Here is a 14,103-nt window from a genome sequence, read left to right on the forward strand (position 1 = left end):
CTGAGTATTGATGAGGCTGCGGTATTGTTTGAACAGGAAAATGATATATTGAAAAAGCTAAAAGTTCTCCAGGAAGTTGGACTTGGTTATCTTGGACTGGGACAATCTGCAGTGACGCTTTCCGGCGGTGAAGCCCAGCGGTTAAAACTGGCAAAAGAATTGTGCAAACAGACAGGCGGACAGATATTATATCTGTTTGACGAACCCACCTGCGGACTACATCCTCAGGATACGGAGCGTTTGATCGAAGTATTCAGAAAGCTGGTTCAAATGGGCGGCAGCGTGATTGCAGCAGAACATAATCCCCAGGTGATCCGATCTTCCGACTGGGTGCTGGATCTTGGTCCGGAGGGAGGTAGTTATGGCGGACAGATTGTTGCTCAGGGAACGCCGGAGGAGGTAAAGAAGCATCCGGTTTCCGCTACCGGGAGCGTTTTGGCACAATTATGAGCTGTTAGCTATGAAGCTTGCGTTTCGGTACGCTCTCCTTTACACTAGAAAGCCGAAAGCCGAAAGCCGAAAGCCGAAAGCCGGCAGTCGCCAAATGAACGCGCCAGCGTGTCCGTTTGGCTCGTTGCCCGCGGGAATAAATGTATTTGCTTGCTGAAGGAATCAGCCGTAATATGAAGAAATAGAATGGAGGTGTAGGAAAATGAACACATACAAGACTGCGGATATCGCCAGAATGTTTGATATACATGTAAATACTGTGCGCCTATACGAGAAATGCAGACTGATTCCACAACCGGAAAGATTAAGCAATGGTTACCGTGTGTTTACGGATCTGCATGTGGAGCAGTTCAAATTAGCCAGAGCTGCGCTTCAGACGGAGATGCTGCAGAATGGTTTACGTAAAAAGGCGGTTGACATAATAAAAACTTCCGCGGCTGGTGATTATGAGAAAGCGGCGGAATTAACCCGTCACTATATAGACCAAGTGGAAATAGAGATCAGTAATGCCGAAGAAGCAATTCAGATTACCCATAAGTTATTATCCAGTATGGAAACGGAACCGAATAACAAGGATTTTTTGTTAACAAGAAAGGACACGGCACATTATCTTCATGTTACGATTGATACTTTGCGAAATTGGGAACTAAATGGACTTTTTACCGTTAAGCGGCTGAAAAATGGATATCGTGTATACTCGGCAGATGATTTGCAGCGTCTAAAAATAATCCGTTCTCTCCGCTGTGCCAATTATTCCCTTTCTTCTATATTAAGAATGCTAAATGCGCTGTCAATAGATCCGGGGACAAATATCCGGGAAATCATTAATACCCCAAAGCAGGATGATGATATCATAACTGCATGTGATAAACTCCTTACATCTTTGCAGGAGGCAAAAGAAAATGCGTTATTTGCAGCGGGACAGATCGAGATAATGAAAAGAATGGCAGGGACAGTATAGAAGTAAAGGTTCAACGAAAGTTCAAAGGAAAGTTTAAATGAGAGTTCTGATGAAAAAGTACTTGACTTAAAGCAGACTTTAAGTGCTAATCTATAGAAAAACAGACTTGTGCTCTATCCAGAAACGATAGAGCACTTGTATAAACATAGGAAAAAGAAGAAAGGCATACTGCATACATGGATAAACTTGAATTATTGAAGAATAGGCTGATAGAACTAAATAAAGTGGCAATTGCATATTCCGGAGGCGTAGACTCTAATTTTCTGGTGTCAGTAGCCAGAGAAACCCTGGGAAAAAATAATGTCCTTGCAGTATTGTGCAGCGGAGCCATGCTTGCACAAGGGGATTATGAAGAAGCGGTTCAACTGCTGGAAGACAGGGATGTGCAGTATGAAATTCTTGCTATGGATGTTTTCACAGTGCCTGAATTTGCCGGTAACGATAAGAAAAGGTGCTATTTTTGCAAAAAGAATTTAATGTCAAAAATTATGGAAACGGCAAAAACACATGGTTATGAAGTAGTGTTGGATGGAAAGAATCTGGATGATGCAAAGGTATACCGCCCGGGGGCTGCTGCTGCCGAAGAACTGGGAATCTGTTCACTTTTATATGAGTGTGGATTTTCTAAACAGGATATCAGGAATGCGAGCAGGGAACTTGGGATTATTACCTGGAATAAACCCTCTAATGCCTGTCTGGCATCACGTTTTCCCTATGGAACCCGATTGACTCCTGAAAAATTAAAACAGGCAGAGGATGCGGAACGCTGTCTGAAGGAACTTGGTATTTTTTCTGGCAGGATTCGGGTACACGACAGAATTGCCCGGGTTGAGGTTGGAAAAGAGGATTTTCAATGTCTTTTGGAAAATACGGACTTTGTAAGCAAAGTTAAGGCGTGTGGATTTGATTATGTCACTTTGGATTTGGAAGGCTTCCGCAGCGGAAGTTTTGATGTATAACAAAAAGCATAAAAAATTTATTCGAATAGCTTAGAAAAGCTGCGAGGGAATGTTTCGGATACATGTGAGTGGAAAGTTGGTGGAGACGTGGAAGTAAAAGAAATATTAGAAAAGTTAAATGCTCATGAAATTTCTGTTGCCGAAGCAGAAAATAGGATGAAAGCAGAAACTTTTGATGACCTGGGATATGCGATGATTGATTATCAGAGAAAGATCAGGACGGGTGTTTCCGAGGTGATCTACTGTGAAGGAAAAACCAGGGAACAGGTTGCTGGAATCGTGGAAAATATGATTTCACATCAGGTTATGAACATACTTGGCACGAGATGTTCTGCAGAAAAATATGAGGCAGTTAAAAAGATATGCCCGGAAATAGAATATGAAGCAGATGCCCGGATTATCCAGTATAATCGGGAACCTGTAGCTATGAATAAAGGGATTGTGGCAGTGGCATGTGCAGGAACATCTGATCTGCCGGTTGCCAGGGAGGCTGCCATTACAGCACGTTTTCTGGGAAACCACGTAGAAGAAATCTACGATGTGGGCGTCGCAGGGATACACAGGCTTTTGTCAAAACTGGACGTGATAACCAGAGCGAATGTGGTAATCGCAGTTGCCGGAATGGAAGGGGCGCTTGCTTCTGTTGTGGGTGGATTGACGGATAAACCTGTTATTGCGGTGCCTACGTCTGTGGGATACGGAGCAAACTTCGGCGGTGTTGCGCCTCTGCTGGCGATGCTGAACAGCTGTGCCAGCGGAATCAGCGTGGTTAATATAGATAATGGTTTCGGAGCAGGCTATATGGCACACAGTATAAATAGTCTGGGAGGAAAAGAATAAATGCAGAAGAAAAAAATATTGTTCTTCGACTGTTTTTCAGGAATTAGCGGAGATATGACTCTTGGAGCACTGCTGGATCTGGGGCTGGACCGGCAGACTTTTCTGAATGAATTGGAAAAGTTACATGTGGACGGATATAAGATCAGTTTCGATAAAGCGGTAAAAAACGGGATTACAGGTAATTATGTGAAAGTACATCTGGCGGATGGATGTTATGGTGAAGAAGAACATGATGGAGGACGCGAACACCATGGAGTGCATCATCATGCTGGAGAGCATAAATCCTATGGAGCGGATAACCATGATGGAGAACGCGAACACTTTGAAGGACATAATCATCATGGAGAGCATACCCGTCATTTAGAATATGAGAGCCATGGAGAACATTTACATCAAATACCTCATGAACATCACCATGATTCCAAGGAGCATTTTCATGAACATCGAAACTTAACAGACATTAACCGCATAATTGATGCAAGCGGGATTGCGCCAGGAGCAAAGGATCTGGCAAAGCGTATTTTTCTGCGTGTGGCAAAGGCGGAAGGAAAAGTACATAACAGGAAACTGGAAGAAGTGCATTTTCACGAAGTAGGGGCAGTGGATTCTATAGTGGACATTGTTGGAACCGCAATTTTAATGGATATGCTCCGCCCGGATATGGTGTGTGCTTCTGTAATTCAGGACGGCAGAGGATTTGTGAAGTGCCAGCATGGAAAACTGGCGGTTCCGGTACCGGCTGTTTCTGAGATTTTTGCAGACAGTGGTGCGGTAACCAGACAGATAGACATTGAAACAGAATTGGTAACACCTACCGGTGCTGCAATCATCGCAGAACTGGCATCTTCTTATGGTAATATGCCAGAAATGAACGTCCGAAAGATCGGATGGGGTGCGGGGACGAAAGATTTAGAGATTCCCAATCTTCTTAAAGTCAGCCTGGGCGAATATGTGGAATCAGACGTGGATTTTACGGATAAAGAGGATCCGGTAATGGTTCTGGAAACCAATCTGGATGACTGCACCGGAGAACACCTGGGGTACGTCATGGAGCGGCTTTTTGAACAGGGGGCATTGGATGTGTTTTTTACACCAATATTTATGAAGAAAAACAGGCCGGCATACCGAATGACTGTAATTTGTACACCGGTTGATATGAGAAAAATGGAAGAATTAATCTTTAGGCATACTACAACGATTGGTTTGCGCAAAAGATTGGAGAACCGCACTGTTTTGCCCAGGAAAAAAGATGTACTTCATACAAAATATGGGGAACTGGAAGTAAAAATAGCTGCAGTCGGTGCAGAAGAAAGAATATACCCGGAGTATGAAAGTGCAAAGAAACTGGCAATGCAGCATGGGGTGCCGTTAAATGAAATATACCGGTGCACCTGTGGGGATACATAATGAGGAAACTGTAGATCTAATATAAAATAGGAGGATTCCGTAATGAGTGAGAAATTTTTAGGATCAGAGATTAAAAAATTGGGGTTTGGAATGATGCGTCTTCCAATGCTGGAGGATAACACCATTGATGTGGAGCAGACGAAAAAAATGGTAGACCTGTATATGGAAAAAGGATTTACATATTTTGATACAGCGTATCCATACCTGGATGGACATTCCGAGGAAGCAGTTAAAGCTTCGTTAACCAGCAGATACCCCAGGGACAGCTACCAGCTCGCTACAAAGCTTCCCGTTTGGCTGGTAAATGCAAAAGAAGATGTGGCTAAAATCTTTAACACCCAGTTAGAACGTACCGGTGCAGGCTATTTTGATTTCTATCTGCTGCATGCAATTGACCGAAATAAGGCATTAAAGTACGATGAATATGACACCTGGGAATTTATTAAAGAACAAAAAGAAAAAGGTCTGATCAAACATTATGGATTTTCTTTCCATGATACAGCTGACTGCCTGGATGAAATACTGCAAAAACATCCGGATGCAGAATTTGTACAGCTTCAGATTAATTATTGTGATTGGGATGACAGCATTATACAGGCAAAGAAATGTTATGATGTGGCAAGAAAACATAACAAGCCGGTAATCATTATGGAGCCGGTTAAAGGCGGAACACTGGCAGCATTGACACCTGAACTGGATGAAATATTTAAAAAAGCAAGACCGGATCATTCCGTTGCATCCTGGGCACTGCGTTTTGCGGCCTCCCTGGAAGGCGTCATCACAGTATTAAGCGGAATGTCAAATATGGAACAGATGGAAGATAATTTAAGCTTCATGGCGGAGTTTGAAAAAATCACAGATGAAGATCAGAAGGTCATTGATGATGTTACTGACAAGCTTAAAAATATGCCGCTTATTCCATGTACAAACTGCCAGTACTGTATGGAAGTCTGTCCACAGCAGATTCCGATTCCGGAAATCTTCAAGGCAATGAATAAAAATGCTACCTTTAAAAATCTGGAAGATGCAAAAAATGAATATGGTTTTGTAACAGGCGGCTGCAGTAAGGCATCGGATTGCCTGCAATGCGGAGCTTGTGAGGCTCAGTGCCCGCAGCATATTGAAATAATAACAGAACTTCAGAATGCAGCTCAAATGTTTGAGTAAAGTCCGAAAAAAACTATTGACAATTCGGGAGTATCAAAGTTATAATAAAAAATATCAGAAATGCATATAATATAAAATGACAAATGCAGTGATGAGGAGGAGTACATACTCACCGAAGTTCCAGAGAAAAGATGGTTGGTGCGAATCTTTAACAAGGAAGTATGGAAGTAGCCTTTGAGCAGTGGACTGAACAGGATTACCTAAGTAGGCTTCAACGGAATTTTCCACCGTTACAGGGAAAGCAGTATCGATTTTTCCGTACTGAAATGAGAAGTTATCATGTCAGTAGAGGATTATCCGTATTGACAGAGTGCAAAGATTATTCTTTGAATTTAGGTGGTAACACGGATCACAGCGTATTCGCCCTAAGCTAATTTTATTAGCTTAGGGCTTTTTTATTCCCGCGGGCAGCGACAGGAGCGGAAGCGGAGAACAATAATGGATTTTGTAAAGGAGGAAATACAATGGAAAGAAAAGGAACGCAGGCTTTTATTGAAGCATTAAAACGGGAAGGAGTTGATCTGTTATTTGGTTATCCGGGCGGTTATGCAATTGATATTTTTGATGCCCTTTATGACCAGAATGACATTGAAGTAATTCTTCCAAGACATGAGCAGGGGCTGATCCATGCCGCAGATGGTTATGCAAGGTCTACGGGAAAGGTTGGAGTATGCCTGGTTACCAGCGGTCCGGGGGCTACAAATCTGGTTACCGGTATTGCTACGGCGAACTATGACAGTGTGCCGCTGGTATGCTTTACCGGCCAGGTACCCACCCATTTAATTGGAAATGATGCTTTTCAGGAAGTTGATATCGTAGGAATAACCAGAAGTATCTGCAAATATGCGGTAACGGTTCGGGAAAGAAAGGATCTGGTACGGATTATAAAAGAGGCTTTTTATATAGCAAGAACCGGAAAACCGGGGCCGGTAGTGGTGGATTTTCCAAAGGATATTCAAAATGAGCTGTTCCAGGACAATTTTGATGAGCCGGTTTCGATCAGGGGATATAAGCCCAATTTAACCGTTCACAAAGGACAGATTAAAAAGGCGCTGGAGATGTTAAAAAGTGCCGAAAGGCCAGTATTTTTAATTGGCGGCGGAGTTCCGATTGCAGGTGCGCAAAAGGCATTGAAAGAATTGGTGGAAAAGGTTCATGTTCCGGTAATTACGACGATAATGGGGAAGGGCTCCATTCCCACGGATCATGACTACTACGTTGGAAATATCGGAATGCACGGCTCCTACGCTTCCAATATGGCAATCAGTGAGTGCGATCTGTTATTTTCCATTGGAACCCGTTTCAATGACCGGATTACAGGGAAGATCAGTGAGTTTGCACCGGAAGCGACAATTATCCATGTGGATATAGAAGCGGCTTCCATTTCCAGAAATATTCACGTGGATGTTCCTATCGTTGCAGATGCCAGATTAGCAATGGAAGCGATGCTGGAAAAAGCTGAGGATTGCGAAAGAACAGCTTGGACAGCACGAATCCGGGAATGGAAAGAAGCTTATCCCATTGCCAGAAGTGTGCACAAAGGATTGTCACCGGATAAGATCTTAGATGTTATGAATAAGCAGTGCAGAGATGGAATCGTGGTAACAGATGTTGGACAGCACCAGATGTGGGTAACGCAGTTTCTGGAAATGAACGAACAGACGAAGCTTTTAACCTCCGGTGGATTAGGCACTATGGGATACGGGCTGCCCGCAGCAATAGGGGCGAAGCTTGGGAACCCGGACAGACAGGTAATCTGCGTGTCAGGAGATGGCGGCATTCAGATGAATATACAGGAACTGGCGACTGCAGTAACTTGTGAAATACCCCTTACCATCTGCATTTTCAACAACAGTTATCTGGGAATGGTACGCCAGTGGCAGCAGTTATTTTATGACAAACGCTATGCAAGTACCTGCATGAAACGAAGAAGAAGCTGTGGAAGCAGCTGTGAGGGCTGCAAGACAAACGGATGTCCCGTATACTCACCGGATTTTGTTAAACTGGCGGACAGTTACGGTGCTAAAGGAATCCGTGTATTTGATGAGAATGATATCGTGGCAGCATTTATTGAGGCGGAAAAAAACAGGAACAGTCCTACTATAATAGAATTTATTATTGAGCGGGATGAGCTGGTACTCCCTATGGTACCCGGTGGAAATGCAATTCACGATATGGTAATGGAATGTTAAAGGAGGAAAATTTAAATGAAAAAAAGATGGATATCCTTATATGTGGAAAATGATGTAGGTGTGCTGGCAAGAATATCAGGGCTGTTTTCCGGAAAATCTTATAATCTGCACAGCCTCACGGTGGGGGAAACGGAAGATAATACCGTATCCAGAATGACCATCTGCGTAGACAGCAACGATGCGACCTTCGAGCAGATTAAGAAACAGCTGAACCGGTGTGTAGAGGTTATTAAAGTTGTTGATTTTACAAATGTTCCCATTCATATGAAGGAACTGATGTACCTGAAAATCCATACAGCCAGTGAGCAGGACAAAAATGAAGTCTTTCGCATGGCGGAAGTCTTCGGCGTGAAGGTAGTGGACATAAATAAAGACCGTCTGGTTCTGGAATGTGTGCAGACGGAGGAACGAAATAACGATCTGGTAAAACTTGCCGCTAAAGAGTTTTCTGCAATTGAAGTAGTGCGTGGCGGCAGCGTGGCAATTGAATCTATCAGTATTACGGAGCGGTAGAACAATTTTCAAACATAATCAAGCTTATAAATGAAATGGGAATCGGTGGGCAGTCTTTTACAGATGCCTACCGTTCCCGTTTTTTAAGTTGCAGGGCATTTCAGGATGAAGGTTGATCCGCCGCCTGGGGTGTCTTCTATTATCAGGAATGACTTTCAGGTTGAGAAATATAAAGAGGAAAAATGATTATTGTTGACAGAAAGCCCTAAACAATATATAATGACGTTTATATAAAGAGTATTATATACAATAAATTATATAAAAGCGGTTATATAAGCTGGTTTGCCGGATGGGATGGTTCTATACATTATTTATCTGATAACAAGAAACTGCCAGAGGAGGAAAACATGCCAAAACAGAGAATAACAAAAGAAATGATACTGGATACAGCTCTTACACTAACCAGAGAGCAGGGCTTTGAACATGTCATAACAAAAGAGATTGCAGAGAGGATCGGCTGTTCGGTACAGCCAATCTATAGTTATTACAGAAATATGGAGGAATTAAAACGAGATCTGTTTCATAGAGCGGTGCTGTTTTACGGTGACTTTATTACCAGAACTGCCCGGGTGGAGAAATCCTTTCGGAGTGTGGGTTATGCCCAGATTCAATTCGCCAGGGAGGAGCCGCATTTATTTTGGCTGCTGTTTATGATGAAACAGGATAGTCTGAACAGCTTTGAGGATATTTATGAAAAACGCAGTAATAAAAAGGTTACGGAGCAAATTGCAGAGGTATATCAGATCACGCAGGATCAAGCAAAAGCACTGCACCTGAATATGCTGATCTATACCCATGGAATTTCTTCTATGTTAGTAACGAATTCGGTTCAGCTGGAGGATGTGGAGATACACAGCATGCTGGATGCCGCTTTTGATGCATTTTTAGGAAAGATTAGATATAAAACAGTGTCAGAAAAGGAGAAGGATTATGAGTAAAATAGTCGTAATATATCAGTCTAAATATGGAGCTGTTAAAAAATATGCAGAATGGATTGCAGATGCTCTGCATGGGGATATATTTGAAAAGGGGAAGATGTCAGCAGAAAAAATGATGGAATATGATACCATTATCTATGGCGGCGGAATTTATGCCGGAGGTATCGCAGGAATTTCACTGATTGGAAAAAATTATGAGAAGATAAAAGAGAAAAAGATTGTTCTGTTTACCTGTGGTCTTGCGAATACCAAAATTGAGGAGAATGTAAAACATATTCGTCAGGAGATGAAGAAATCTTTACAAGAAGAACTGATGAACCAGGCGGTGATCTATCATTTTCGGGGAAATATGGATTATAGCAAATTGACAACGGTACATAAAATCATGATGAAGATGATGAATAATATGATTGCAAAAAAAACGGAAAGCGAGAAGACAGCAGAAGACAGAGAGTTTCTGGCAACTTACGGAAAAACTGTGGATTTTACAGATCAGAGCAGTATTGGGGAATTGGTGGAGCAGGTTCGTAAATGGGCTTAATATAATGAAAAAGTGGGATGCAGTTTAGGCATCCCACTTCTGCATTGTTTATATATCATTCATTTTCCAGGCCGCTGTGAAAGGAACGGTTACCGATATTGGCAAGGAGACGCTCCTGGCTGCCAGGTATGCTGCTAATTTTGTGTTCCAGCAGAATTAATGTTTTATGATATGCACTGAGGGCTTTATTAAAAAGATCTTCTACGGAATCCTGGGAAATCAGACTGGTGTCCCAGGGATTTTCCCAGGATTCCTTATGTTCATTCAGAACTTTGGCTTTGTCCATCTCATGGGGTGTCTGTATCATGGGTGAGAGCCATTCATATCCAAAAGTGTGGGTCTCAAACCAGCGGTAAAACTTCTTTTTCAGACCGGTAGAATCATGGAGCAGAGAGGTTCCGATCCGCATACAGGATATGGCGTGTGAGATATTTTTGGGGGAATAGTTCTGTTTGTAGACCTTTCGGGAAACCTGGCTGATCAGAGACGATATGGCAGTCTGTTCAGCATTTGAAAGGGCAATGGTACGGGACTGATAAAATTGGCCTGGCTTCAATCCTTTTTTCTTCTCCAGATATAAAATATCAAAGCAGGATTCCAGTTCGAAATGCCTTGCATAATACTGGTTATCGTTTTTTTCACCTGTCCGGTAATCGGTTCTGGCATATACAAAAGGATGAAACAGTCCATCCAAAGTGTAATGACCGAGAAATCCTGCTAAATAAGCTGTTATAATATTTTTTTCTTCTTCCTCTTTCAGATGTTCCCGATAATCCAACATTGTCTGAAAGAGTTCCTTTGCGTGTTCTTCATGCATAACCCCGCCGATATTCTCTTTTTTCAGGTAAGATACCGGATAGTAAAAGAATATATCCGGACCCTGAAGTCCAAGACAGTATGCGGCAGAATGGTCATGAATGGTAGTTTGCAGGATGCCCGGGGAAAGCATCCCATAAGTTTCCACTCCAAATAGGTAATGTAAAGTAAATCCTGGCATAATTCAATCTCCTTTGATCTGTTACTGGTTTTAATAAGATCTTAGTCTTATCATTGCCCAAAATCAATACTTTAAGAGAAATCTTATGATTTTCTTCACATTTTTATATTCTATATTTCTTCAGAAGCCCTCGGGTTTATGGAAATACATCCCCGTCATCTGCACGCCCGGCTGACGTATACGTGATCAATGATGCCATAGTCTTTTGCCTTCTCTGCGCTCATAAAATTATCCCGGTCTGTGTCACGTTCAATTTCGTCTATGGTGTGTCCGGTATTTTCAGCCAGAATTCGGTTAAGGCGCCGTTTACTATTCTGCATATAGTCCGAAAGGATTTTAATGTCACTTGTCTGGCCCTTAATACCTCCTGAGGAAGGCTGATGTATCATAATTTCAGAATTTGGCAGGGCAAAGCGCTTGCCCTTTGCGCCGCCCGCCAATAAAAATGAACCAAAGCTTGCGGCAAGTCCGATACAGATGGTGGAAACATCACATTTAATATAATTCATGGTATCGTAGATGGCAAATCCCGCAGATACGGAACCGCCCGGGCTGTTTATATAGAGCTGGATATCCTTATTCGGATCCTGCCCCTCCAGGTACAATAGCTGACTGGTGATCAGGCTGGCGGAAGCATCGGTGACTTCTTCACCCAGAAATATAATACGGTCATTCAAAAGACGGGAATAAATGTCAAAGCTCCGTTCACCATGGCTGGTCTGTTCCACTACATAGGGTATAATCATGCTGCAATCCTCCTTAACTGTGCCATCTGCATACAATAGTTTGTAATTGTTCTGCATCCTTGAGAGGTATTGGTGGCAAATACATGAATTGCAGGACAAATTTCGTGGATGAGTACAAATGGTTCCTGTCTGGGTGTAAAGAAGCGAAGGCTGCGGCAAGTCTGGGGTGTACATTGGTAAAACTGACGGAATGCCAGTGTAAAAGCCTGCTGGGAATCATAGCAGGCTTTATTGGATATCTCTGAAATGGGGATTTCAGTCTCTGCCAAAAGTCTGGCAGCCTCAGTCAGTCTGCGTCTCTGGATATATTTGTGCATCGTGCAGCCCACCACACTGGAAAATATGCGGTTCAGGTAGTATTTTGAATAATTCATATTCTGCGCTATATCGTCAAGTAGGATCTTCTCCTGCAGATGGGATTCAATATAGGATACAATTTCCATAACGATATCGTTTTTTTCACTCATAGTAATGCCCCCCTTCGTGATGGCTATGATTTATAATTATAGCAGATATGATCTGGGGTGTCTTAATAAAAAGTGCTCACTTTTAGGTCTGAACATATTTGAAGGCAATTCCAAATCAAACTCTAAAAACGTACCGTAAAAATAATCTCTTCATTCTGAATCCTGCAGCTGCATGCAAATCCCTGCTTCTGGGCAGCGGCACTTACTATAGACAGGCCCAGTCCGGTGCCGGACAATTCCTTATTCCGGGATTTTTCAGCTACGTAGAAAGGATCCCATATGCGTTCTAAAAGGATGTTGTGATTGGGTGCTACGCCGTTGGAGATCTCAAACACATACCTGCTGCATTCCTCATACAGACGGATTTTTATATTTCCGTCATAGGTATATTTCACAGCGTTGGAGATCAGGTTGGATAATATAGCAGTCATTCCTTCGGGACTTGCGCTTATTACGGCATCAGGCAGAATTTCTGTCTGAAGGTTGATCTGTCTGTTTTCCAGTTCTAACTGATATTCTTCTGCCATCTCAGTGAGGATGCTGCTGACTGCCACAGGTTCTTTGGGATATTCTTTTTGCCGGATACGGGATAAGTCAAGCAGACCTTCGATAAGCCGCTCCATTTTTTCATTCTGCCGGATCACAGTATCCAGGAAAGTACCATCGTCAATGCCATCTTTTATACCGCAGGTATATGCCTTAATCAGGGCAACCGGTGTCTTCAGGTCATGGGAGACGTTTCCAAGAAGTGCTTCCATCTGTCGGTTCTTTTCAATAAGCGCGTCCTGGGACTCTTTTAATTTGCGGCTCATATCATTGATGCTGCAGGCAAGGTCTTCCAGCTCGTCATTCGTTTTGATTTCAATTTGGCTGAATTTTTGGTTGGAGATATCTTTTGTCAGCGCACTGATTCCCGAAAGGGGAGTGGTTATTTTTTTTACCAGAAAATAGATGAGAATCATCATAATGATAACAGCTGCAAGAAATATACACAGGGTAATGACGTTGATCAGGGATACGATCTCGCTGATATTTGGGATAATGATGGCAACGCCTGCAAATGTTTCATTTAAATTCAGATACTCAACCAGTATACTGTAATGTAATTTTGCCTGGTTGTAGATTCTCAGCTGTCTTCCCTTTGCCATTGTATTCAGATAATCCTGGTCCCATAGCCAGTAGCGGTCTAATCCCAGGCCTTTATCAAGGAAGGCGCTGCGCAGCCGTTCGTTTAATACATCGATATCAGTGGTATTGTCTACCCTTGCAATCACCACATCCCTGGATTCTTCCATTTCGGCAATTGCTTCGTCCAAAGAATCTGCACTGTTTATAAGGGCATCGCATATTTCATTCATCTCGGCTTTTCTCTCATATAAATAATATCTTCCGATAAACTGAGAATTAACAACAACTGATATGAAGACAACTACAACCAGTACTGCTGAAATACTCAGTAAAAACTTTTTCGCCAATTTACTCATTTGGATTCTCCAACATGTATCCGATACCGATGTGGGTCGTGATATATTTTTCTCCTATTTTATGGCGCAGCCTGCGGATATGGGTATCTAAAGTGCGTTCATCACCATAGTAATCCATTCCCCAGACGCTGGAAAGCAGTTGTTCCCTGGACAATATCATACCCTGGTTCAGGAAGAAGGTGTAAAGTAGATCGTATTCTTTTTTGGTAAGCTTTATTTCTTCCTGCAGGATTTTCACAATATTGGTGTCAGGATTTAGTGTCAGGCTGCCGCAGGTAAGCAGTTTCCCTAACTGAAATAGTTTCTCGATCCGAAGGAGCAGGATCCTTGGTTCAAAGGGTTTGCGGATATAGTCATCTGCTCCGTAAGTAAGTCCGGCAATTTCATCGGTAATATCACCTTTCGCAGTGAGCATTATTATCCGGATCGGCATATGGTATT

Annotated in this window: 14 protein-coding genes, 1 pseudogene and 1 other annotated feature; of the genes and pseudogenes, 10 read left to right on the forward strand and 5 right to left on the reverse strand. The window is 42.5% G+C overall.

Going from position 1 to position 14,103, the window contains the following annotated elements:
* The 10 genes and pseudogenes from ACH2DQ_RS27835 to ACH2DQ_RS27880 all read left to right on the forward strand — a co-directional run.
* Positions 1 to 450 (forward strand): annotated as a pseudogene (locus tag ACH2DQ_RS27835) (excinuclease ABC subunit A); the annotation flags it as partial.
* Between the two features lie 202 nt (positions 451 to 652).
* Entirely contained in the window at positions 653 to 1,411 is a 759-nt protein-coding gene (locus tag ACH2DQ_RS27840; RefSeq protein WP_394911587.1) for a MerR family transcriptional regulator, read from the forward strand.
* A gap of 176 nt (positions 1,412 to 1,587) precedes the next feature.
* Positions 1,588 to 2,370: an ATP-dependent sacrificial sulfur transferase LarE gene (gene larE / locus ACH2DQ_RS27845; RefSeq protein ID WP_394911586.1), complete on the forward strand. Its 783-nt coding sequence runs from the start codon at positions 1,588 to 1,590 to the stop codon at positions 2,368 to 2,370.
* An 87-nt stretch (positions 2,371 to 2,457) separates the two neighbouring features.
* Positions 2,458 to 3,210 carry a nickel pincer cofactor biosynthesis protein LarB gene (gene larB / locus ACH2DQ_RS27850; RefSeq protein WP_394911585.1) on the forward strand — a complete coding sequence of 251 codons (753 nt, stop codon included), beginning with the start codon at positions 2,458 to 2,460 and terminating at the stop codon, positions 3,208 to 3,210.
* On the forward strand, positions 3,211 to 4,617 hold the full coding sequence (gene larC / locus ACH2DQ_RS27855) for a nickel pincer cofactor biosynthesis protein LarC (RefSeq protein ID WP_394911584.1): 1,407 nt from the start codon (positions 3,211 to 3,213) through the stop codon (positions 4,615 to 4,617). It begins immediately after the preceding gene.
* A gap of 42 nt (positions 4,618 to 4,659) precedes the next feature.
* The gene (locus ACH2DQ_RS27860) at positions 4,660 to 5,784 is read left to right on the forward strand and encodes an aldo/keto reductase (protein WP_394911583.1); all 1,125 of its coding nucleotides are present in this window, start codon (positions 4,660 to 4,662) and stop codon (positions 5,782 to 5,784) included.
* A gap of 79 nt (positions 5,785 to 5,863) precedes the next feature.
* Positions 5,864 to 6,155, forward strand: a binding site (T-box leader).
* 93 nt (positions 6,156 to 6,248) lie between these two features.
* Positions 6,249 to 7,976: a biosynthetic-type acetolactate synthase large subunit gene (ilvB, locus tag ACH2DQ_RS27865; RefSeq protein ID WP_394911582.1), complete on the forward strand. Its 1,728-nt coding sequence runs from the start codon at positions 6,249 to 6,251 to the stop codon at positions 7,974 to 7,976.
* Positions 7,977 to 7,991: 15 nt separating this feature from the next.
* Entirely contained in the window at positions 7,992 to 8,489 is a 498-nt protein-coding gene (gene ilvN / locus ACH2DQ_RS27870; RefSeq protein WP_394911581.1) for an acetolactate synthase small subunit, read from the forward strand.
* A gap of 347 nt (positions 8,490 to 8,836) precedes the next feature.
* Complete coding sequence (locus tag ACH2DQ_RS27875; protein WP_394911580.1) at positions 8,837 to 9,427, forward strand: TetR/AcrR family transcriptional regulator; 591 nt, start codon at positions 8,837 to 8,839, stop codon at positions 9,425 to 9,427.
* The gene (locus tag ACH2DQ_RS27880; protein WP_394911579.1) at positions 9,420 to 9,968 is read left to right on the forward strand and encodes a flavodoxin domain-containing protein; all 549 of its coding nucleotides are present in this window, start codon (positions 9,420 to 9,422) and stop codon (positions 9,966 to 9,968) included. The genes ACH2DQ_RS27875 and ACH2DQ_RS27880 overlap by 8 nt, the downstream gene beginning before the upstream one ends.
* Before the next feature lie 55 nt (positions 9,969 to 10,023).
* Here the strand turns inward: ACH2DQ_RS27880 and ACH2DQ_RS27885 are convergent, their stop codons facing one another.
* The 5 genes from ACH2DQ_RS27885 to ACH2DQ_RS27905 all read right to left on the reverse strand — a co-directional run.
* Complete coding sequence (locus ACH2DQ_RS27885) at positions 10,024 to 10,965, reverse strand: zinc dependent phospholipase C family protein (protein WP_394911578.1); 942 nt, start codon at positions 10,963 to 10,965, stop codon at positions 10,024 to 10,026.
* Between the two features lie 155 nt (positions 10,966 to 11,120).
* A complete protein-coding gene (locus ACH2DQ_RS27890; RefSeq protein ID WP_394911577.1) occupies positions 11,121 to 11,711 on the reverse strand; it encodes an ATP-dependent Clp protease proteolytic subunit in 591 nt (196 codons plus the stop codon).
* A complete protein-coding gene (locus ACH2DQ_RS27895; protein WP_394911576.1) occupies positions 11,708 to 12,178 on the reverse strand; it encodes a helix-turn-helix transcriptional regulator in 471 nt (156 codons plus the stop codon). The genes ACH2DQ_RS27890 and ACH2DQ_RS27895 overlap by 4 nt, the downstream gene beginning before the upstream one ends.
* 122 nt (positions 12,179 to 12,300) lie before the next feature.
* Complete coding sequence (locus tag ACH2DQ_RS27900) at positions 12,301 to 13,662, reverse strand: sensor histidine kinase (protein WP_394911575.1); 1,362 nt, start codon at positions 13,660 to 13,662, stop codon at positions 12,301 to 12,303.
* A partial coding sequence (locus tag ACH2DQ_RS27905) for a response regulator transcription factor (protein ID WP_395028726.1) occupies positions 13,655 to 14,103 on the reverse strand: 449 nt, incomplete at its 5' end. The genes ACH2DQ_RS27905 and ACH2DQ_RS27900, both read right to left, overlap by 8 nt.

The sequence above is a fragment of the Robinsoniella sp. genome, from assembly GCF_034124845.1.

What these genes read in the sequence shown, in the direction of transcription:
- ilvN (WP_394911581.1), top strand. Translation starts at nt 7,992, where the DNA reads ATGAAAAAAAGATGGATATCCTTATATGTGGAAAATGATGTAGGTGTG.
- ACH2DQ_RS27900 (WP_394911575.1), bottom strand. Translation starts at nt 13,662, where the DNA reads ATGAGTAAATTGGCGAAAAAGTTTTTACTGAGTATTTCAGCAGTACTG.
- ACH2DQ_RS27880 (WP_394911579.1), top strand. Translation starts at nt 9,420, where the DNA reads ATGAGTAAAATAGTCGTAATATATCAGTCTAAATATGGAGCTGTTAAA.
- ACH2DQ_RS27860 (WP_394911583.1), top strand. Translation starts at nt 4,660, where the DNA reads ATGAGTGAGAAATTTTTAGGATCAGAGATTAAAAAATTGGGGTTTGGA.
- larC (WP_394911584.1), top strand. Translation starts at nt 3,211, where the DNA reads ATGCAGAAGAAAAAAATATTGTTCTTCGACTGTTTTTCAGGAATTAGC.
- larE (WP_394911586.1), top strand. Translation starts at nt 1,588, where the DNA reads ATGGATAAACTTGAATTATTGAAGAATAGGCTGATAGAACTAAATAAA.
- ACH2DQ_RS27890 (WP_394911577.1), bottom strand. Translation starts at nt 11,711, where the DNA reads ATGATTATACCCTATGTAGTGGAACAGACCAGCCATGGTGAACGGAGC.
- ACH2DQ_RS27840 (WP_394911587.1), top strand. Translation starts at nt 653, where the DNA reads ATGAACACATACAAGACTGCGGATATCGCCAGAATGTTTGATATACAT.
- ACH2DQ_RS27875 (WP_394911580.1), top strand. Translation starts at nt 8,837, where the DNA reads ATGCCAAAACAGAGAATAACAAAAGAAATGATACTGGATACAGCTCTT.
- ilvB (WP_394911582.1), top strand. Translation starts at nt 6,249, where the DNA reads ATGGAAAGAAAAGGAACGCAGGCTTTTATTGAAGCATTAAAACGGGAA.
- ACH2DQ_RS27885 (WP_394911578.1), bottom strand. Translation starts at nt 10,965, where the DNA reads ATGCCAGGATTTACTTTACATTACCTATTTGGAGTGGAAACTTATGGG.
- ACH2DQ_RS27895 (WP_394911576.1), bottom strand. Translation starts at nt 12,178, where the DNA reads ATGAGTGAAAAAAACGATATCGTTATGGAAATTGTATCCTATATTGAA.